This window comes from Megasphaera sp. MJR8396C, assembly GCF_001546855.1.
In the GTDB taxonomy this organism is placed as follows: Bacteria; Bacillota; Negativicutes; order Veillonellales; family Megasphaeraceae; genus Megasphaera.
This window is the reverse complement of the sequence record NZ_KQ958146.1, coordinates 1408-23166: the sequence shown is the minus strand read 5'-3', so window position 1 is coordinate 23166 and position 21759 is coordinate 1408. Positions and strand designations below refer to the sequence as shown.

Below are 21759 nucleotides of genomic sequence, written 5' to 3'. Positions count from 1 at the left end.
AGCCACCCGTTTTACGGGTGGAGGCGACTGTCAAGCACCAAGGAAGATAAATCTTCAGAAGGTCGCCACCTCTTGGCAGAGGATGAAGCCAGACAGTGGTAATGACTGGACAAGGGGTATATTTAGTGTTACTGTAGAAAGAAAAAGTTCGATATTATGTGCAAGGAAGCGTGTGGTGACTATCATTATTATTTGTAGTATGGCATTTATGAAAGCGCGCTGCTGAGAAATATGTGTTAAAATGCGAATTACCGTTTTTATCAGCAATCGTATCTTGGGAAAGGAGCTGATCCCATGAATCCTATGGACGTGTTATTGAATCATCGCACTATTCGTGAGTTTAAATCCACTCCTATGTCGCCGCAACAATTGAACCTATTATTGGATATCGCAAAAAGAACGGCTACCAGCATGGGGATGCAAAGTTTCAGTATCATCCACGTTGTTAATCCGGACCTGAAAGGGGCTATCGCAGAAGTTTGCAACCAGGAATATGTAGCACGAGTACCGGATCTGTTTATTTTCATCGTCGATGCGTACCGCAACTCCCGTATAGCTCGTGAACGAGGGGTAGAAAGTGTTGGTGAACGCGATAGCGATCGTTTCTTCCAAGGCTGGACGGATGCCGCTATAGCTGCTCAAAATATGGTGGCCGCTGCTGAACTCAGTGGTTTCGGTACGGTCTTTTTTGGCAGTATCTTAAATAATGCACCTAAGATGATTGAACTTCTGAAATTGCCGGAATTAACATTCCCCGTAGTGGGGGTCGGCATTGGGGTGCCCAATCAGAAACCGCAGTTAAAACCGCGTATGCCTCGTGAAGCCAATGTATTTGAGGACTCCTATAAGGTATTCGATTCTTATTTGGAGTTGTTGAAAGATTACGATGCGGAAATGGAAGAGTATTACGATCTGCGTGATACGAATCGACGTGTAGATTCCTTTACGAAACAGATTGCCGGTAAGAAGGCGATTCCGTTACGACAACAATTAATACAACAGGCAGAAGCACAAGGCTTTAGATTTTACGATCTTAAGGAATAAATATTTTTTGGCCCCGAGCGGTGACCGTCAAGGTGTTTTTTAACGGCTGACTACTTGCTATAGCAGGTAGTCAGTCATTTTTGCTATTTGATGCCAGGGGAACTATATGGCCTGTAATGGCCGCTGTTTTTTGGATTGTCATCCCCTTTTTTGTACTGTATAATAAGACAACTGGCACGAATTGACGTGTGTAATGACCTTATTCTTCTGTATATTGGCAAGGGAGTTTTTCTATGAGTTTCTTTCTGCAGGGCCTGACCTTGGGACTGGCCTATATTGCCCCCATTGGCATGCAAAATATGTTTATCATCAATTCGGCCTTGAATAATACGCGGCGACGGGCTTTTTTAACGGCCCTCATCGTCCTTTTTTTCGATGTGACCTTATCCTTGTCCTGTTTCTTCGGCATCGGCCGGGTCATGGAACTCTTTCCTAAGGTCGAGATGTTCATCTTAGGCGCCGGCAGCCTGCTGGTCATCTATATTGGCGCCGGCCTCATTATGGCCAAAGGGGAGACGCAGGGCGAATATCGACCAATGACGATCCGCAAGACGATTTCCGAAGCCTGTATCGTCACCTGGATCAATCCTCAGGCCATCCTCGACGGGACGATGCTCCTCGGATCCTTTCAGGCGACGTTGACCGTGGCCCAGCAGACGCCCTTTATCAGCGGCGTCCTCATCGCTTCGTGCCTGTGGTTTATCCTCTTGAGCGGCCTCGTGTCCCTCTTTCGCAGCCGGTTCAGCCCGCGCATCCTGCGGGGCATCAATATCATCTGCGGCAGTGTCATCTGTTTTTACGGATTGAAACTGCTCTTTGACTTCGCCAGCCGCCTTGGCTGATGACTTTGGGAAGGCGAGGCGTCAGCGGAAGCGGGCCTTGGGCGACGTGCCGTAATAATCTCTAAAGGCTTTGTAAAAATTGCTGTTATTGCTGTAGCCCAGCATGGCAGCAATTTTTTCGATGGAAAGATCTGTCGACTGCAGGAGGATGGCGGCTTTTTTCATGCGAAATTCCAGGATGGTCTGAGAAAAGTTTTTGCCCGTCTTTTTCGACAACAGGCGAGAGATGTAGACCGGGTGGTAGCCAAAGTGAGCGGCCGTGCTTTTGAGCGTCGCCGTATCGGAATGGAGCTCGATATAGGCCGTGACTTGGTCGGCAATGGTTTGTTTTTCCGGAGTGAGGTCCTGAGACTGAAGCTCTTGGGCCATGTAGATGGCCATGGAGAGAAAGAGGGCCTTTAGAAGGGTTTGGGTCTGCTCCGTCGGTTCGGCGTACTCCTCTATCATCAGATCGAGGAGGCTCCAAATCGGAGAGTCCACTGCCGGCGTGAAGCGGATGATGCCGTCGGCGTATTGATTGACCGAAGGCTCTAAAAAGAAGTGGAGCAGAGAGGTATCGGCGCCGAGGACGGAAAGGTATTCCCGGAGAAAGGTTTCTTTCTTGATGAGGATGCCGACGATGATGATATCTTCCTCGCCATCTTTTTTCAGGGCATAGCCGCTGTAAGGCTGACCGAGGTAGCAGTCGCCTTCTTTCATGAAAATGCGGTTTTGACTGGTCGCACTGAGCGGTTCATAATGGCCTCGGTAGGCGAAGTTTACGAAGAAGAAATCGTGGCGGTGGAAACGTTCGTCGATGTGGCGGCCATGAAATACGCAGACCATGATTTCTTCGGCCGGATTGCCCAGCCACTGAGAAATGAGTTCCGTCTTTCCCGATGACGGATCGGGTCGAAACTCCCAATTGAGTAAGGGAAAATCTTTCCCTAGTTTTGTGAGAGCTCGGCGGATATCAGGCGTTATGTCTTTCATAGTTTCACCTCCTATGGTTGTATTATACCACTAAAATAGTTATCATATGGCGCTGTGTTTCAGGTCGCAATGCCGTAAACTGATGTCAGCAGCTGAGGAGCGAATCGATCGGACTCTGTGCTGTAAGGTAGATGATAGACTGAGGAGGTTTTTCTATGTATCAGTTTAATTTTTATATGCCGACCAAGGTTTTATTCGGGCCGGGACGACTTCAGGATTTGCATAATGAACAGCTTCCGGGCAAAAAGGCCCTGATCGTCACGTCAAACGGTACGTCGGCCAAGCGTTTCGGTTATTTGGATGCCGTTAAAAAAGAATTGGATGCAGCCGGTGTCGGCTATGAAGTCTTCGACCAGGTACGCCCCAATCCGACGGATTACAACGTCATGGACGGCGCCAAGATGGCCCGGGATACGGGATGTGACTTCGTCGTCGCCCTCGGCGGCGGTTCGGTCATGGACTGCGCTAAATGCATCGCCTTGATGATGACCAACGACGGCCATATTTGGGATTATAGTCTCTCTGAAAAGGGCGGCAAGAAGCAGCCCGCTTCTGATGCAGCTCCGACGGTAGCCATTACGACGTCGGCCGGAACGGGCAGTGAAGTCGACATGGCGTCGGTCATCAGTAAGGACGACGTTCAGGAAAAGACCGGGATTTTCTTCCCGTCCATGTTCCCCGTTTTGGCCGTTGTCGATGCCAATTTGATGATGAGCGTACCGCCGAAGTTTACGGCTTATCAGGGAATGGATGCCTTCTTCCATGCCGCTGAATCGGTCATCTGCAAGAATGAAAATCCCATGGGGGAAATGTTTGCCTTAAAGGCCATTGAACTCGTCGCCAAATATCTGCCCCAGGCCTACCGCGACGGCAGCGACAAGGAAGCCCGGGCCTATATGGCTCTGGCCAACACGTTAGCCGGTTATTACATGCTCTGCACGTCGGAACACACGATGGAACACGTCATGGGTTCCTATCATGACGATTTGGTCCACGGCGCCGGCCTGATCATGCTGTCTCATGCTTACTACGATTTCTTTGCCGAACGCAAAGCCGCTGAAGAACCGATGATGAAGATGGCCAAAGCCATGGGCGTCGCCAATCCGACGTCGGGCAAAGACTTTATCAAAGCCTTGGATGATCTCCTTGAAGCCGTCGACTGCCACGATTTGCGCATGAGCGACGTCGGTATTACGCGAGACGAATTGAAGACCTATCCCAAACGGATACACGACGTATTGGGCGGCGATATCACGGCTGATCCGATTCCCCTGTCTGATGACGATTACCTTGAAATCTTTGAAAAAGCCTATAAGTAAGGACTTACTTTGTTCTTTGTAGATGCGTGGAACTTGTGATATCATGGGGGAAAAGAGGAGGTGTGTTACATGGAAAAGGATATAAAACATATGACCGAGTGTGAAAAACTCGATGCCGGCATGGCTTATGACTTTTGGGATAAAGGCGTCAACGACCGAAAATTGAAGGCCATCGCCGAAACGCAGAAACTGAACGCCATCGATCCCGGCGATGAGGAAGCTATCGAAGCCTGCCTGCGCCGACTGTTCGGCTCTTGCGGCAGTCATCCCTGGACGGGACCGGGATTTCGCTGTGATAACGGCAGCAACATCCATGTAGGCGATAACTTTTTGGCCAACTTCAACGTGACCATCTTAGATATCGGACCGGTTCATATCGGCGACCACGTCATGATTGGCCCGGGGACGTTAATCACGACGGTCAACCATCCCCTGTCGCCTCGGGGACGGCGGCAGCACCTGGGCATCATGAAGCCCGTCACCATCGGAAACGACGTCTGGGTTGGCGGCAATGTCACCATCCTGCCCGGCGTCACTATCGGCAATAACGTCGTCGTTGCAGCCGGAGCCGTCGTCACCAAAGACGTGCCCGACAACTGCGTCGTCGGCGGTGTGCCGGCAAAGGTAATTCAACCGATTGAAAACGATATATAGAACTTGAAAAAAGCGTCAGACTTGAGGGGAGTCTGGCGCTTTTTTGTCATGACATAGGGCTGCATTGTCTTTGGTTGAATCAGGTTAACGGGACTGAGCCTCGAGGTACCGATTTTTGCTCTATGGTTTAAAACAATCGCTGGGTTAGCTGTTTATTTATGGGGACATAATGGCGGGGCGATAATTTTCTATATTATTCAAACTTTTGGATGGCGCTGATAATACCGTCATCGGTATAAATATAAGTGTTTCTATATACCCATTGAACGGACTGATGGCCATCTACTTGGGTGGTATTCTTGGCTTCAGGTGTGCCCATAACGTCCACGATTTTATTATCGGGATCCCCTATATGAAGGGTGCTTTGATATTCTTGAGCGCGTTGTCGTTCCTCTTCTTTTTTTTGTTTTCGCTCTGCCTCATATTTTTCTTGGCTGGCCTTGTCACGAGCTTCTCTGGTGTCATCCAGTTTTGTTTTCATCGCATCAATGCTGTCTTTTAAATCAGGGTACTTTTCTTCGATGTTTTTAATGGAGATTTCCTTTAAGTAATAGTCAGCCATTTCATAATCTCCCTTGCTAAATTGTCTAAATGATGAAGCCAATTTGTATAATTCTTGGCCTTCATCAGTATGTGTACGGAAAAACGTTGAGGCTGCAGTATCATATTGATTATTTTCTAATTGTTGGACACCCTGTTTATAAGCTTTTTCATCTTGAATCTGTGCATATACCCGAATGAAGAAAATTAGTGTCAATACGGCGGCCACGATTATTAAAAAATATGGCTTTCTCTTTACTTCCGGATTTGGAGAGGCGTGATTCTTTGAATCTGTTCCCATGAACTTAGGATTTTTACCAATAGATTTTGGATTCTTGCCAATGTCTCTGAGTTTCTTTTTAACTTCTTCGTCCATAAAATTATCATCAGAAGACTCGTTTTTTTCGGTTGGTTCTGAAATGGGCACTTTCTTGGGCTTTTTGATGATACTGGCTCCGCAAAAGGGACAAAACTTACTGTCTTCGGGGACTTCTTCTCCGCATTGATTACAAAACATACAACCTCTCCTTTTATAAAATATAGATATATTTGTAACTCTTAACGTTATAAATTCGACAATATATGTAATAGTCCTGCCTGAATAATCAGTAATTAAGGTTGTTTTTAGAGAAAAGTCTATGCCGTACTCTGCAGCACTATTCCGGAAAAGTCATCCTCGTCGGCATTAATTACGATAAAAAAGAGTATTAACTCTTGAAAGATGGTAAAATAGGAATATATAGTATATTGTAAGGATAATCTCATCGATTGCAGTGGAAATCGGTGTACATGGAATATGATTGAAGAAAGGAGGGCTGACGATGGGCATGTATTTGAATCCCGGGACCGGGTTGTTTCGCATGGCCTTGAATTCGGAAATCTATATCGATAAATCGGACATGATTGCTGTCCTGAACCGCATGGTCAATACGGAGCGGCGCTTCGTCTGTGTCAGCCGGCCGCGGCGTTTCGGGAAATCGCTGACCGCTAATATGCTGACTGCTTATTATGGTGTCTCGGAAGATGGAGGCATTTTGTTTAAGGACTTACAAATCGGACACAAAACGGACGGCTTGAACGAGTGCGGGCGATACGACGTTATAAAGGTGAATGTGCAGGAGTTTTTGAGCTCCGGCCTATCGATAAATGCTATGTTGGAACGGCTGCAGCTGCGTGTCATTCGGGAAATTTATCGGGAGTATCCTGACGTCGATTACTTTGATAAGACTCATTTAGCCGATACCTTAGGCGATGTCTTTTCCAGTACGGGGCGGCAGTTTGTCATTATCTTGGACGAATGGGACTGCATTTTCCGGGAGTATCCCCATGATGAAGAGGCCCAGCGGTTGTATCTCGATTTTTTGCGAAACTTGTTGAAAGACAAGGAATATGTGGCTCTGGCCTATATGACTGGGATTTTGCCGATTAAGAAATATGGGACGCATTCGGCCCTCAACATGTTCACCGAATTTTCTATGGAGCATCCTGATCAGATGGCGCAGTTCGTCGGTTTTACGGAAGAGGAAACGAAGAATCTCTGTCTGCGATACGGCATGGATTTTGATGAATGCCGGGCCTGGTATGACGGCTATGCTTTTCCGCGGGTTCCTCATATTTACAGCCCGAAAAGTGTTGTCGATGCTATGGTCAACGGTCGTTTCGGCAGTTACTGGAACAAGACGGAAACCTACGAAGCCCTGCAGGTCTATATTGATTTGAACGAAGACGGTCTGCGCGACGCTGTCGTTAAGATGATGGGTGGCGGCCGCCAAAAAATTAATACCGGAACCTTTCAAAATGACATGACGACCTTCACCTCAGCTGATGATGTCATGACACTCCTCGTTCACCTCGGTTATCTTGGCTATGACGGCGAGCGGGAAGAAGTATTCATTCCCAATAATGAAGTCTTGCAGGAATACGTCAATGCGACGAAGCAAGGTGATGATTGGCAGATTGTCAGTCAGGCTGTTAAGGCGTCGGATGAACTGCTCCAAGCTGTTTTTGACGGACGGGAGGCAGATGTGGCTTCCGGTGTGGGGGCGGCTCATGTCGAAACGAGCCAGATTCAATATAACGATGAAAATGCTCTCAGTTACACCTTGTCCCTCGCTTTTTACAGCGCCCGACGGTATTACAACATCATTCGGGAAATGCCGGCCGGTAAGGGATTTGCTGACTTGGTCTTTGTGCCGCGGCCGCAGCATGGGGATAAACCGGCCTTGGTTGTTGAATTGAAGTGGAATCATGATGCTGAGACCGCCATCCGTCAAATAAAGGAAAAAGAATATGCCGGGACGCTCCGAAATTATGCCGGAAAAGTCATCCTTGTCGGCATTAATTACGATAAAAAGACGAAACACCATGAATGCCGCATCGAAAGTCTAAAAAAGGATATGTAATAACGGATGCGTGGTACGAAAAAAAGCTGTCCATCAGAAAAATCTGATGAACAGCTTTTTTGTGTGCTGAAAAGAGGACGTTCCGATTTATTCGAATAAAGATAGAATAAGGTCTATGTCGGGGTGATACGTTTGGCCCGATTTTCCCGGATTCATGGAAATCAGGCTGCCAATCAAATATTTGAAGTAGACATCGCCGAAAAGAACGGGATCGCCGGTTCGAAATTCTCCATCTTCCTGACCACGGCGGAAGAGTTTGCTGAAGTAATCTACCATGGATTCTTCGGTAATGGGGAATTGTAATTTCGAGGAGTCAATATTGTCTTTTAAGGCCGCCGTGAAGAATACTCGAAAAGGTGGGATATAGTCCTGGTAATAGGGATAGGAAAGAAGGCGGAGCCCAAAAAGGCGGAGTCCTTCTTTGGCAGACGTCTGTTCCGCACAGTCTTGAAAGCAGTGTTCAATGTTTTCGGATAAAGCATATAAAATATCTTCTTTGGATTTGAAATAACGATAGACGAGTCCTTTACTGATATCAGCCTTGGCTGCGATATCACTGATTTTCGTATCGGTGTATCCGTGGGTATCAAACAGTTCCATGGCGGCATCTAATATTTGTTTTTTTCGTGTTTCATGAATCTGTTGTTGTTTCTCTTTAGATAAAGCCATACTATACCTGCTTTCTACGTTATATTATTTCTATCTTAATATAATCGGCATGATATTGCAACGCATATCCATCGTCGCTAGATACGAAATGCATAACTTATCGATACAATATATAGATGACTCATAGGTCATTAATGAATTGAAGTTTACTATTGACCCTTGGGTCAACAAATGATATTATAATCGCAAAGAATGACTTATGGGTCATTTATCAAACACTGAGATTAGTTTGAAAGGATGTGCGCTATATGTTAGATGCATTATTTACTCCCTTAGAAATCAATGGGAAGAAGCTCCGCAACCGTACCGTCGTACCGGCTATGGTCATGAATTACTGTAATGAAGATGGTACCTGTACTGAACGCTTTACGGCATACCATGAAACGAAAGCTAAGGGCGGCTTCGGCATGATTATCACCGAAGACTTCGCGGTCTCCCCGGGAGGGAAGGGTTTTAAATGCTTGCCTGGGTTATGGAATGATGAACAGATTCCTGGCTTTATGGCCTTTACGGAACGAATCCATAAACAGGGAGCCGTTATTGTGGCTCAGATTTACCATGCCGGTCGACAGACCAGCTCAGCAGTCATCGGTCAAGCACCGTGGGCTCCTTCGGCGATTCCCTGTCCATTTAGTCCGGATATGCCGCATGAAATGACGTTAGCCGAAATTCAAGAAACGGTCTCGCAGTTCGGTGATTGCGCTTATCGGGCTAAGGAAGCCGGTTTTGACGGCGTCGAAATTCATGGTGGTCATGGGTATTTAGTAGCGGAATTTTTGTCGCCGTACTCGAATAAACGTACCGACCGTTACGGCGGCCCGCTGCAAAACCGTATGCGGTTTGCCTTAGAAATCCTGCGTGATATTCGTGTGAAATGCGGCGATGATTTTATCGTCGGCTTCCGAATTTCGATGGATGAATATGTAACCGGCGGACGAACCTTAGAAGATACCAAGACGATTGTTCCTTATCTTGAAGAAGCTGGTGCCAGTTATATTAATGCGACAGCCGGAGTATATCGGTCATTTGATGCCGTTATTCCGTCCATGTTTACTGCCCATGCTTGGACGGCCAGCTTAGCCAAAGAAATCAAGGATATCTGCAATATTCCGGTTATTTCCGTCGGTCGATATAATGACGTACATATTGCTAACAATGTTATCGCCAGTGGTAAAGCGGACCTCGTGGCTTTTGGCCGTCAATCGCTGACGGACCCGTATACGCCGCTTAAGGCTAAGGAAGGTCGAATCGACGATATTCGTACTTGTATCGGCTGTCACCATGGCTGCGTCGGTAATTTAATGCAGAACATTCCCGGCACCTGTATCCTCAATCCGCTTCTTGGCAAAGAAAGTCAAATCAAGATTGAAAATACGACGTCGCCGAAACATATCGTCGTCATCGGTGCCGGCCCCGGTGGCCTGGAAGCTGCGATTGTTGCGGCAAAACGCGGTCATCATGTCAAAGTTTATGAAAAGGAACGGATGGCCGGCGGCGCCTTCCGCTTAGCTGCCGTACCGCCCGGAAAAGGTGAAATTGCGACTTATGCTGTATGGCAGATGAATCAGTTGGAAAAACTAGGGGTTCAGGTCATTTTTGAAACGAAGGCCACACCGGAACTGATCAAAGCTGACAACCCGGATATCGTCATCTGCGCCAATGGGGCGACGCCGATTATTCCGAAAAAGCTGCCGGGCAGCGATAAAGCAATCGTCGTCACGGCCAACGATGTACTGGCAGGCAAAGTCAATACAGGGGCGAATGTCGTCGTCATTGGCGGCGGCGATGTCGGCAGTGAAACGGCAAATCACCTGGCCTCTAACTTGCGTAACGTCACGCTGGTTGAAATGCTCGATGACATTGCAACGGATGAAGTCATCGTACCGCGTTGGGGCCTTTTGGATGATATGAAGAATCATGGTGTCCGCGTATGCACCAAGACGACCGTTAAGGAAATTAAAGATAACAGCGTCGTCCTTGAAGGCAAAGTCAATGAAGAAGTGCCTGTAGATACCGTCGTTCTTGCCGTCGGTTCTCGTCCCAATACGGAACTCAGCGATGCTTTGAAAGAAGCTGGCTATGACGTCCGCGTCATCGGGGAAGCGAAGAAGGCACCGGGCAATGCTTGGGTTGCCATTACCGAAGGCTTCAACGTAGGCCGCGAAATCTAATCTGATTACTCTTGTTAGGCACATTCGGAGGCCTGTCTTTCCCGCAGGCAGGTCCTTCGGATGTACATAAAAGGAGACTTATTTATGTTTAATCCTATGATTAACGTAAATGGAGATATGGCTACCGGTCATTGGTATCTTTTCGGCTGTTTTCGCGCTCGCGGCGGCAAAGACATGATTCTTTCCGGTGAATACTTTGACACATATATGAAAGTTGCTGGTGTTTGGAAATATAAGAAGTTAATCTTTAAAGCACGGGTCTGGGTACCTCGTGAAGAAGGGTGGCAGGATGCTTTGATTAACATGCCGTTTGAAATCGGTAACGAAGCATAGCATAACATTAAAAAAGAGATTGCTGTTTGCAATTGTGCAGCAATCTCTTTTTACCCATTTTATTTTCTTCCTTCAATGCAGATCCAGCCTTCATTTGGTTCGATGTGGACGATGACGGTGGTGAAGCCGGCATTGCGGAAGATGTCTTCGAATTTTTCTGGTGTCGGGTTGTAGAGGTTATAGTGTTTTATGTTTTCCCGAGTGGCCGGGCTCAGGTCGGGGCGTTCGTAGATTTCGGCGATGAGCAGGAAGGTGCCGCCTGTTTTTAGGACGCGGCTGACTTCTTTCAGGTTTTCCGGCGGATCGGGCCAGAAGTAGAAGCTTTCAACGGTCGTGATCTTATCAAAGCTGTCGTCGGCAAAGGGGAGTTTTTCGACGGAGCCTTGAGAAACGTCCATCTTTCCGGCTTCGATAGCGTTGGCATTCGTTTGAAGAGACGTCCGGACCGATGTTTCGGAATAGTCGATGCCTGTCAGGTGGCCTGTGGTCACGTGTTCGCTCATGCGTTTTAGGTTGGCTCCGCCGCCGCAGCCGATGTCGAGGACGGCTTCATCGCCGTGCCAGGTAAAGTGGGAGAGGCCCCAGGCTGTGAGCGGGCCGTGGCTTTCATTCATGCGGGCCAGCATCTGTTCACCGGCTTCGCCTGTCGGTTTGGCCGGGTTGCCGGCAGCTGTAATGGCTTTTTCGTTTCTATCATTGGTACTCATGTGTATCACCTGCTTTCAAAAATGAATGTGGATTACTTGACTCTATTATACGACGATTGGTTCAAAAAGGGGAGAGCGTAAAGAAAACAAAAAGTGAATTAATATATTGACATATAGACAAAAATAGATATAATATAAGTGCGGACAAGGTAAAGCATTGGAAGCCTTGGCCCTTTTCTTAGGACTTAAATATCTATAATATTAGAAATATAGATTTAAAGGAAGGGATACATATGGAATTACAAAAATCTTTTCAAAAGGGGTTCATTCAGTTGAAGAGTCGGCTGGTCATCCCGCCTATGGCGACACAGAGTTCGGATTCGGGGATTCCCGGAAAAGAAACGATAGATCATTATCGGCGGCTGGCCGGTAATTCACTGGCAGGCCTTTTGATTACTGAACACAGTTACGTAAATCCGGCAGGACGAGCCGACCCGCATCAGCTTTCCATGGCCTCTGATGAAGTCGTGGCCGATCAACGAAAGTTGACCGATGCCGTCCATGCCGTAAATCCGAATCTTAAAATCTTTGCTCAAATCAGTCACGCCGGTGCCAATACGTCGCCGCGTGTGACCGGGGAAGAATTGGTTTCGGCCAGTCCCTTAGAGGGAAATGGCGGACGGAGTAGGGCCCTTTCCATCGATGAAATTAAGGAACTTGAAAGAGATTTTGCCGCTGCTGCCCGACGGGTTAAGGAAGCAGGTTACGACGGTGTAGAAATTCATTCGGCTCACGGTTACCTGCTCAACCAGTTTTATTCGCCGCTGACGAATTTCCGCGACGACGATTACGGACCGCAGAGCCTTGAAAATCGCCTGCGCTTTTTGACAGAAATCACCGCTGCCGTGCGTCAGGTAGTGGGTAACGATTTTCCCATTGCTGTCCGCCTTGGTGGAAGTGACTATCAGGATGGCGGCAGCACGATTGATGATGCGGCAGGGGCGGCGCAGATACTCGAAGCGAGCGGCATCGACTTGTTGGACCTGTCCGGCGGCTTAGGGATGTTTATGCGTCCCGGCCACCGCGAACCGGGCTGGTTTTCCGACATGTCAAAAGCCGTAAAAGCACAGGTGAACCTGCCCATCATCTTGACCGGCGGTGTCCAGACACCGGCTCAGGCTGGAGAATTATTGAATCAAGGTACGGCCGATCTCATCGGCGTTGGTCGAGCTATGCTGCGCAATCCGGCATGGGGCTCGGAATTATAAAGGAGGAAATTTATCATGCATTTTCATGGACCGATTATCAGACCGCAGACCGATGCGGACAGTTTATTCATTGAAGTTACGGCAGGGTGCTCGCATAATGCCTGCACGTTCTGCAATTTCTATAAAGACACGCCCTTTATGGTAGCGCCCCTTTCTCAAATCGAAGAAGACTTGAAAGAAGCCAAGCGCGAATGGCCGAATGCCAAGAGTATCTGGGCTTCCGGCGGCAATCCTTTCGTCCTCAGCACGGAAAAACAGATTGCCGTCTGGGATTTGATGAAGAAATATTATCCCGATGCCCGCATTTCGACGTATGCTACGATTTCCGACTTTAAGCAGAAATCCGTCGAAGACATCAAGAAAATCAAGGCCCACGGCCTCGATGAAATCATGATTGGCATCGAAACGGGTGACGATGACGTCTTGTCCTTCGTCAATAAGGGTTATACGGCTCAGGATATTTTGGATGCCGGAAAGAAAATGGATGAAGCCGGCATTACCTACCGCATGATTTATCTCGGCGGTCTGGCCGGTAAGGGCAAGCTCGTCGAAAGTGCTAAGAAGTCGGCTCAGATTTTCAATCAAATTCATCCCTACTACATGATGCTGACTAACGTCTCGGTCCTGCCGGGAACGAAGCTTTACAATCAGATGCAGGCCGGCGAATGGACGGAAGCGACGGAAAAGGAACGGATTGAAGAAATCCGTACGCTCATTGCCGAATTGAACATCCCCATTACCATCAACTCCGGTACATCGACCAGCAGTGTCCGCTTTGAAGTCACCTTGCCTCAGGAAAAGGAACAGATTCTGTCGGAACTCGATAAGACGATAGACCAGTTCGACGAACAGACGGAAGCCGCCCTGGCCCAGTGGCGTCACAGCATGAGAGCCGTTTAAGGTAGCGAAAGAGAGGAGATTATTATGCATTTTGCCAGTAATGTCGTACGTCCGCCCTATGAAGCCAACAGTGCTTATTTACAGGTTACCAGCGGCTGCAGTCATAACGCCTGTCGCTTCTGTACCTATTACAAGGATGCTCCCTTTGCCGTTTCGCCGGAATCAGAAATCGTCGAAGACTTGAAGGAAATGGCCAGTTACGGCGTGCCCTTCCCTCGTATTTGGCTTCAGGGAGCCGATCCCTTTCTCCTGACCTTCGAGAAATTGAAGCGCATTGCCGAACTCATTCATCAGTACCTGCCTTTCGTCAAGACCATCGGCGGCTACGGCCGAGTTAATAGCCTGCGCAACAAGACTGTCGACCAGCTGCGAGAATTGAAGAATCTCGGTTATTCGGGCATTGTCTTTGGTGTCGAATCAGGAGATGAAAAGGTCCTGACCTACATGAATAAGGGCTACCATGCCGATGAAATCGTGCCGCAGTTGTCTAAGATGGATCAGGCCGGCATACCTTACGAAGTCATCTTCCTGAGCGGCCTCGGCGGCAAGGGTTATGGCTTGGATCATGCGAAAAAGACGGCTGCTGTCTTCAACCAGCTCCATCCCGACCGCATCCTCATTGCCGGCCTTACGATTTTCCCGGATACGCCGCTCATGAAGGACGTCCGCAGCGGCGAATTTGAGGAAGCGACAGAAGGGGAACGCATTTTGGAATTGAAGGAATTTTTAACTGATTTAACCATCGATACCCTCATCGACGCCACCAATGCCTCCATCATTACGGCGATTTACGGACAGATACCGGCCCAGAAGCAGGACATGATCGACCGCCTGCAGGCCGTGTACGATACATACGGTGAACAGGGCCTGCGACAAATGCGGGACTCCCTGGGCGCTATCTGATGATTCCCTTTAGGAGGAGATGCAGATGAAGAAAAAAGTTTTGATTATCGGTACCAGTCCCCGCCTTCACGGCAACACTAACATCTTGGCAAAGTCCTTTGCCAAGGGGGCTGAGGCCGCCGGTCATGACGTGGAATTTATCCCCCTGGCCGGTAAACGCATTGGCTTCTGTGTCGGTTGTTGGGGCTGTCTGGAAAGCAAGACCTGCGTCGTCAACCACGATGACGCCGAAGAAGCCGTGCAGAAGATTCGTACTGCCGACGTCGTCGTCTTTGCCACGCCCATCTATTATTACGAAATGAGCGGCCAAATGAAGACTTTGCTGGACCGGACGAACTGCCTCTATAAGGCCGATTATGACTTTCGCGACGTCTACCTGCTCACAGCGGCAGAAGATACGGCGCCCGATACGCCGGAACACGCCATTGGCGGCCTCAAAGGCTGGTTGAAAGTCTTTAACCAGGCAAGCCTCAAGGGCACCGTTTTTGCCGGCGGGACTATGGAAGATGGCACCATTGCTGGTCATCCCGAATTAGAAGAAGCGGAAGCCATGGGACGAAAGGTCTAGGAGAAATCAATCCTAAGCTGTTGTCAAAAATTTCAGATACCATATTACAAAAAGCGACTTGCTTGAAGCAGGTCGCTTTTTCTATGTTGGATGTGTTTTTAATTCAAAGTGTAAGATGATTTTTTATCATGATGGTTTTAGTCAAATACAGATGATGCATTAAAAATGACATACAACATACTTGAAATCAATTCAAAATAAATTTAAAATATGATTACAAATGAGATAATTTATACATGATTCAGGCGAAATAATTTGTAATATTTATGAATGTGTAATGAATTACCTTGAAAAAGAAAGCTATTTGTTATGATGGGGTGGTAATGATGAGTGGTAAGAAATGTAGACGAGAGTTATTGCGCGTACTGGTATTAAGCGCTTTATTGAGCACGTCTTATTTTGGGGTAGCAGAGGCAAGCTATGTCTTGAATGGCGATACCATTGGAGGGACACATGAGCTTGGCGCATTTGACCAGTTCTATGTGCTGGATGGGGATCGAAATGTTACAGCTTTGTCAGATGTTTCTATTATTTCAAAGGGAGAAAGTAACTGGCCTATCATAGATGGCCGCGATAATGCGAATAGTAGTTTAGACTGGGATATGAATGGTCATTCCTTAGCTATCGATGCTAAGGCGAATGGTATAAGGATAGATAAGTCTAATACAAACGTAAATATCCATAATGCCGATAATATTGAAGAGACTGTCGATAGGCACAATTTTGTAGCCATTGCTAACGGAACTGGAAGCGCTGTCAATTTCCAGGCTAATAATAATATAACCTTCAATAAATTTGACACTTCTGAATATAACCCTATATTGGCAGTAATTGACGATAATCAATTGTCTATGAAGGCCGGTAATGATATTGTGTTTAACAATTATTCAAAAGGCAATATGATTACTGTTGATGAGGGACCTGACTTTGATGAGGGCGGTAAACTTCAAATGAATGCCGGTCATGATATTACCTTCAATCAGAGTTATAGCGATCCTCGGTTTGCTTCAAGTCTCTCGCTTTTGTCTTTGCAAGACTATTCTGATACCACTATCACAGCCGGTAACGATATTAATTTTAACCGCTATAAATATAACCCTTTCATCGACTTGTACCGTTATGCCAAGGCCGTCATCACGGCGAAGGGAAATATTAATTTTCGTGAGCAGGCCTCCAGTGCCTCCAGCACCCTCTATGCAACGACGTTGCAAAATAATTCTAATTTGACTTTGGAAGCTCTGGCCATTACCGGAAATATGCAGCAAATGGTGAATGCTCATGATACTTCGCAGGTCTTGGTGAAGGCTCATGAAATTTATTGGGATGCCCAAGGGGAAGACGTGTCTGAGCTTGCAGCAGAATATCCGGCCGTAACGAGTACGATCGTGTCGGATAATGGCAGTAAGGTTGAATTACAGGTCGATAAGGACATTCATGTATCCGTCGGCGTACCGGATACCTTGCTCTATGCCTATGGATGGGGCGGCAATATTACCTTGAATGCCAGTAATTCGATTTACTTGCATTCGGGGGGGCAGACGGACTATGCTTCCTTGGCTACCATTCGCGCTCTGGATGGGACGGTTGATTTGACTGCAGGCGGTACGATTACGGTAGACAGTGAAGGGAAGACTGCCGCCTATACTGAGTTTTCGGGGAATATTGATTTCAATGGAAAAACAGTTATATCCGGTGCCGGAATCGGTGCTTGGTCAACAACGGATTCGAAAATAGGGATGAATCCCTATGGTGAAGAAACATCAAAAATCACTTTTAACGATTTTGTAACCATGGATCCGGTAAATATAGGCGCTAAAGCACAGTATAACGGCGACATCATTTTCAATAAAGGCTTTGCTATCGACGCCGAAGAAAATGCCTTCTATGCGGACTCGGCAGGGAGAATTCAGGCATTGGCTACCGGTGAAGACAAGGTCATTAAGGGGAATATGTTGGCTCGTAATGGTCAAATCGATGTCCTCTTTGACACGGCCAATTCATCTTTTACCGGTACGACGGAAGTGCAGAATGTTGAAACAATATACCCTATTAAGGACCAAGAAGATTACGGCGATGACGAAGAGTATGGTGATGAAGAAGAGACGTATGATGATGAATATGTAGACGACGATACCTCCGCATCCGATGGTGAAGGGTACGATGACAGTGATGAGGAAGAACCGGAATATCCCCCTGTCGAAGAAACACCACACATTAATATTGCCCTGAAAAACGGGGCTGTCTGGAACGTCACCGGTGACAGTACGCTGACTAATTTGGCTAATGACTCTTTCGTCAATCTGAGTGACGCTAATCGTATCGGCACCAGCCTTACGGCCCAGACCTTATCCGGTACGGGTACCATGGTCATGGACCTCGACTGGAACAGCAACGGCGGCGCAAAAGAAAAGACCGATAACAGCGATTACCTAAATGTTACGGAAAGTGCGACTGGGGCACAGGCTCTGGTAACTGACAAAGCATCCATGCATCTCGATGCCATGGGCGTCGATGACCGCCTCTATTTCGCTACCTTGGTCAACAGTGATGCCGTATTCACCAGTCCCATTACCCAACGCAACGTACAAAAGGGACATTTATACGACTATATCATCGGTATTGATTCTGAAACGACGGCGACAACGGATGATACATCGGATGCTGCCGAAACGATTGCCGATAGAGCTGCTGCAGATACGACGACGGATTGGTTCTTCGGCACCGTCGGCTATACGGAAAGCCCCGTCGTTGAAACGGGACGCATCAATTCGCAGATCATGTATGACCTCGTAACCGACGTCGACACCTTGAATAAGCGCATGGGCGACGTCCGTCATATGAATACCGATCCCGACGGCTGGTGGGCCCGCACGACGTACACCCATCAGGACCGCGATTCCTATTCCGGTCACAGCAACCGCTTTGAATTGGGTAAGGATTTTGTCATGAATCGGGCTGATGGCAGCACGGTCCATCAAGGCGCCGTCTTCACCTACCTTCGCGGGAAAGATTCCTTTACTACTGGAAACGGGAAATACAACCGCTACAGCGGCGCTCTCTACCATACCTGGCTCGGAAACGATGGTCGATATGTCGACGTTGTCGGCCGCATCGGTAAGGTCATGGGCAACAGCCATACCTTCTTGGTCAATGGCGACCAGTCGGACAGCTCCTTCGGAACCTGGTACCAACAGGCTAGTGTCGAAACGGGCCGCAGCTACGATTTGAAAGACGGCTGGTATTTTGAACCGCAGGCCCAGCTGCAGTATACCCATATGAACAGCAAGTCCTATACCAGCAGCGACGGCATCAACCACGACTTAGACAGCGTCAACAGCTTCATCGGTCGTTTAGGTTTCCGCCTGGGACAGAAGGTTAATGAAAAAACGAGTTGGTATCTGAAAGGTGACATCCTCCATGAATTCTCCGGTGACGGCGGCATGATCCTTACGTCTGCTAACGGATTGGAACGAATTGATTACAATCGTGACGGCAAGGACACATGGTACGACTTAGGCGCCGGCTTGACGACAGAATTGAGCCCGGCCAGCAGCTTGTGGTTTGAATTTGAACGCAAGTTCAGCGGAACCTACAATAACGACTGGGAATTCAACGGCGGCATAGCCTGGAAGTTCTAAGTGAGCTTTTTCTAATTCAATTTCATACTGGTTGAACAATATGCAACCCCTTCATGGATGCCTGATCGGCACCTGTGAAGGGGTTTTTGTATGGATAGGATTTTCAGTTGATAAACTTTATAGATTTAAAATCACTTTTTGTTATGGACTAACTCGGTCGATTATAGATAACGCATTATGGAAATCGGCTATTAACTTGTAATATATAAATAATAGACTTACAATGGAAATATAAATGAGATAATTTATACATATGATGAATTACCTTGAATGGATAATTTATTTTGTGGTAATCGGGAGGTAACTATGAGCGGTAGAATAATTAGAAGAGAATTATTACGGGCATTGGTATTAGGAGCCTTATTGAGTACCTCCTATATGGGCGTCGGAGCTGCGGCGGACTATCCCATAACTGGAGATACTATTTCCGGAAACCATGATCTTCAGGAACAATATAATTTGTTTAACCTTGATGGCAATCAAAAAGTAACGGCCACGTCGGATGTAACGGTTGTTTCAAGTGGCACAGAGATTGAAAATAAAGCGGCTATCATTGATGGAAGGAATAATAGTGGCTCTAGTTTAGATTTAAATATGGATGGCCATTCTTTATCGATAGAATCGTATCCGTATACTTTTTACATGACTTCAAGTAATCATAAGATAGATGTTCATGATGCGGACACGATTTCGGTTAAAGCAATCGGTCGACCGATTATGTATATGCCCGTCGGGAGTGGGAATGAAATTAATTTACAAGCCAATAAAGATATTTTATTAACCCAGGTCAAAGATGATTTTGATTCGCCTTCTATGAGTGTTAAGGGGGATAACACATTAAGCCTGAAAGCCGGTAATGATATTGTTTTGCATAATGATGTAAAATCCAATATATTGACTGTGTCAAATAAGGCTGACCTCCAAATAGAGGCTGGTCATGATGTTGTGTTTAATAGGGTGAGTGCTGAGCCATATATACCAAACCTCTATGTAGAACGAAATGCCAATGCTACCGTCAATGCGGGTAATGATATTATTTTTAACCGTGTAAAAAATGCAACACCAATTGGTCTAAGAACTAATGCGACAGTGAACCTAAAAGCTAAAGGCAATATTATTTTCCATGAAGAGCAGGCTAGTAATCCGGTTGCCATTAACATGGAAAGTGACGCTGATTTTCAAATGGAAGCTCAAACAATTAGCGGTAATATGCAGCGTATGACCATGGTGGCGGGAGGTTCTAACTTTAATTTAAAGGCTGACGACCTTCAATGGGGCGCCCCCGTAGGCCAGAGTGTGGAAGCTGTGGCACCCAAGAATGATCCTATGCTTACCAGTATGATTTCAGCAGGGCGGAGCAGTACCGTTAAACTGGATCTTGGAAATTCGGCAAAACTGGCGAATGAAATAACAGGGACTTTGTTATATACTAATTTCGGTTCGCTTACGATGAATGCCGGCGATTCAATTTATCTGCATAACACAGGCTATAAATCGGATGATAAATTTCAGTCTCTTATCCGTTTGCAGGGCGGTACCATTGACTTGACGGCAGGAGAAGGCATTTTATTAGATAATAAAGGGGCTATAGCTGTACTGTCGGAATATTATGGCGAAGTTAATTTTAACGGTAAAACGGCCATAAACGGTGCCGGTATCGGTGCTTTTGCGCCCGGTGGCGGGATAATTAATTTTAACGGCAATACGGTGATGTCGCAGGTCGGCACTGGCGCTTCGGCGTCGGAAAGCGGGACAATTAATTTTAATGGCAATACGGTGATGTCGCAGGTCGATATTGGTGCTTTGACGGAAACCGATTCAGATCCTTGGGCCGAAGAACTTACAAAGATTAATTTTGAAGACGATGTAGTGATTGACCAGGCTGAAACAGGGGTTAGTGCAAGCTACAATAGTGATATTGTTTTTAACAAAGGTCTTAGTATTGATGCCAAAGACAATGCATTTTATACCGAGTCGGCCGGCCGCATTCAGGCACTTGCCACTGGTGAAGATAAGGTGATCAAGGGTAACATGCAGGCTCTCAACGGTCAGATTGATGTCCTGTTAGATACAGAAAAATCTTCGTTTACCGGTGCGACGGAACTTCAGAAAATTGAAAAAGTATATTCTTGGGATGATGAAGAGTATGAGGATGACGATATTATCTATGATGATGAAGAGGATTGGGACGACGAGGATGACGGCGATGATTGGGAAATGCCGTATGTCGAAGAAACCCCTACCATTAATCTGACTCTGAAAAACGGTGCTGTCTGGAATGTCACTGGCGACAGTACGCTGACGAATCTTGAAAATGACTCCTTCGTCAATCTGAGTAACACTGATCGCACCGGAACCAGCCTTACGGCGCAGACCTTATCCGGTACGGGCACTATGGTCATGGATCTCGACTGGAACAGTAACGGCGGCGCGAAGGAAAAGACCGATAACAGCGATTACCTAAATGTTACGGAAAGTGCTACCGGGACACAGGCTCTTGTAACTGATAAAGCATCCATGCATCTCGATGCCATGGGCGTCGATGACCGCCTCTATTTCGCTACCTTAACCAACAGCGATGCCGTATTCACCAGTCCCATTACCCAACGCAACGTACAAAAAGGCCATTTATACGACTATATCATCGGCATAAATTCGGAAACGACAGCGACAACCGATACGTCTGATACTGCTGAAACAGTCGCTGATAGAGCGGCTGTCGATACGACGACGGATTGGTTCTTCGGCACTATTGGTTATACCGAAAGCCCGATTGTTGAAACGGGACGCATCAATTCGCAGATCATGTATGACCTTGTCACTGACGTCGATACCTTGAATAAGCGTATGGGTGACGTCCGCCATATGAATACCGATCCCGACGGCTGG

Annotated in this window: 17 protein-coding genes; 13 read left to right on the top strand and 4 right to left on the bottom strand. The window is 47.1% G+C overall.

Annotation, left to right across the window (positions count from 1 at the left end; genetic code table 11):
• Positions 1 to 294: 294 nt before the first annotated feature.
• Positions 295 to 1044 carry an NADPH-dependent oxidoreductase gene (locus HMPREF3201_RS01155; protein WP_062411344.1) on the top strand — a complete coding sequence of 250 codons (750 nt, stop codon included), beginning with the start codon at positions 295 to 297 and terminating at the stop codon, positions 1042 to 1044.
• A gap of 233 nt (positions 1045 to 1277) precedes the next feature.
• The gene (locus HMPREF3201_RS01150; RefSeq protein WP_062411343.1) at positions 1278 to 1886 is read left to right on the top strand and encodes a LysE/ArgO family amino acid transporter; all 609 of its coding nucleotides are present in this window, start codon (positions 1278 to 1280) and stop codon (positions 1884 to 1886) included.
• A gap of 21 nt (positions 1887 to 1907) precedes the next feature.
• Here the strand turns inward: HMPREF3201_RS01150 and HMPREF3201_RS01145 are convergent, their stop codons facing one another.
• Positions 1908 to 2858: a helix-turn-helix transcriptional regulator gene (locus HMPREF3201_RS01145; protein ID WP_062411342.1), complete on the bottom strand. Its 951-nt coding sequence runs from the start codon at positions 2856 to 2858 to the stop codon at positions 1908 to 1910.
• Between the two features lie 155 nt (positions 2859 to 3013).
• Between HMPREF3201_RS01145 and HMPREF3201_RS01140 the strand changes: the two genes are divergently transcribed.
• Positions 3014 to 4177, top strand: a complete 1164-nt coding sequence (locus tag HMPREF3201_RS01140; RefSeq protein ID WP_062411341.1) for an iron-containing alcohol dehydrogenase — start codon at positions 3014 to 3016, stop codon at positions 4175 to 4177.
• A gap of 69 nt (positions 4178 to 4246) precedes the next feature.
• Positions 4247 to 4831 (top strand): sugar O-acetyltransferase, encoded by a 585-nt coding sequence (locus HMPREF3201_RS01135; protein WP_227163241.1) that lies wholly within the window; start codon positions 4247 to 4249, stop codon positions 4829 to 4831.
• A gap of 193 nt (positions 4832 to 5024) precedes the next feature.
• On the opposite strand, the gene HMPREF3201_RS01130 is transcribed toward HMPREF3201_RS01135, so the two are convergent.
• Positions 5025 to 5888 carry a zinc ribbon domain-containing protein gene (locus tag HMPREF3201_RS01130; RefSeq protein ID WP_062411340.1) on the bottom strand — a complete coding sequence of 288 codons (864 nt, stop codon included), beginning with the start codon at positions 5886 to 5888 and terminating at the stop codon, positions 5025 to 5027.
• Positions 5889 to 6192: 304 nt separating this feature from the next.
• Between HMPREF3201_RS01130 and HMPREF3201_RS01125 the strand changes: the two genes are divergently transcribed.
• Entirely contained in the window at positions 6193 to 7773 is a 1581-nt protein-coding gene (locus HMPREF3201_RS01125; RefSeq protein ID WP_062411339.1) for an AAA family ATPase, read from the top strand.
• An 87-nt stretch (positions 7774 to 7860) separates the two neighbouring features.
• On the opposite strand, the gene HMPREF3201_RS01120 is transcribed toward HMPREF3201_RS01125, so the two are convergent.
• Positions 7861 to 8442: a TetR/AcrR family transcriptional regulator gene (locus HMPREF3201_RS01120; protein WP_062411338.1), complete on the bottom strand. Its 582-nt coding sequence runs from the start codon at positions 8440 to 8442 to the stop codon at positions 7861 to 7863.
• 248 nt (positions 8443 to 8690) lie between these two features.
• Between HMPREF3201_RS01120 and HMPREF3201_RS01115 the strand changes: the two genes are divergently transcribed.
• On the top strand, positions 8691 to 10613 hold the full coding sequence (locus HMPREF3201_RS01115; protein WP_062411337.1) for an oxidoreductase: 1923 nt from the start codon (positions 8691 to 8693) through the stop codon (positions 10611 to 10613).
• 60 nt (positions 10614 to 10673) lie between these two features.
• A complete protein-coding gene (locus HMPREF3201_RS01110; RefSeq protein ID WP_082709365.1) occupies positions 10674 to 10946 on the top strand; it encodes a nuclear transport factor 2 family protein in 273 nt (90 codons plus the stop codon).
• Between the two features lie 59 nt (positions 10947 to 11005).
• Here the strand turns inward: HMPREF3201_RS01110 and HMPREF3201_RS01105 are convergent, their stop codons facing one another.
• Positions 11006 to 11653, bottom strand: coding sequence for a class I SAM-dependent methyltransferase (locus HMPREF3201_RS01105; protein WP_062411335.1), 648 nt, complete (start codon positions 11651 to 11653; stop codon positions 11006 to 11008).
• 233 nt (positions 11654 to 11886) lie between these two features.
• On the opposite strand from HMPREF3201_RS01105, the gene HMPREF3201_RS01100 reads away from it, so the two are divergent.
• From HMPREF3201_RS01100 to HMPREF3201_RS01075, 6 genes are all read left to right on the top strand, one after another.
• Positions 11887 to 12861 carry an oxidoreductase gene (locus HMPREF3201_RS01100; RefSeq protein WP_062411334.1) on the top strand — a complete coding sequence of 325 codons (975 nt, stop codon included), beginning with the start codon at positions 11887 to 11889 and terminating at the stop codon, positions 12859 to 12861.
• 15 nt (positions 12862 to 12876) lie between these two features.
• A complete protein-coding gene (locus HMPREF3201_RS01095; protein ID WP_062411333.1) occupies positions 12877 to 13761 on the top strand; it encodes a radical SAM protein in 885 nt (294 codons plus the stop codon).
• A gap of 24 nt (positions 13762 to 13785) precedes the next feature.
• Positions 13786 to 14664, top strand: coding sequence for a radical SAM protein (locus HMPREF3201_RS01090; RefSeq protein ID WP_062411332.1), 879 nt, complete (start codon positions 13786 to 13788; stop codon positions 14662 to 14664).
• Between the two features lie 25 nt (positions 14665 to 14689).
• Positions 14690 to 15232: a flavodoxin family protein gene (locus HMPREF3201_RS01085; RefSeq protein ID WP_062411331.1), complete on the top strand. Its 543-nt coding sequence runs from the start codon at positions 14690 to 14692 to the stop codon at positions 15230 to 15232.
• A gap of 899 nt (positions 15233 to 16131) precedes the next feature.
• Positions 16132 to 18870, top strand: a complete 2739-nt coding sequence (locus tag HMPREF3201_RS01080) for an autotransporter outer membrane beta-barrel domain-containing protein (protein WP_172980577.1) — start codon at positions 16132 to 16134, stop codon at positions 18868 to 18870.
• Positions 18871 to 19176: 306 nt separating this feature from the next.
• On the top strand, positions 19177 to 21759 hold a 2583-nt coding region (locus tag HMPREF3201_RS01075; protein ID WP_197408244.1), incomplete at its 3' end, for a pertactin-like passenger domain-containing protein.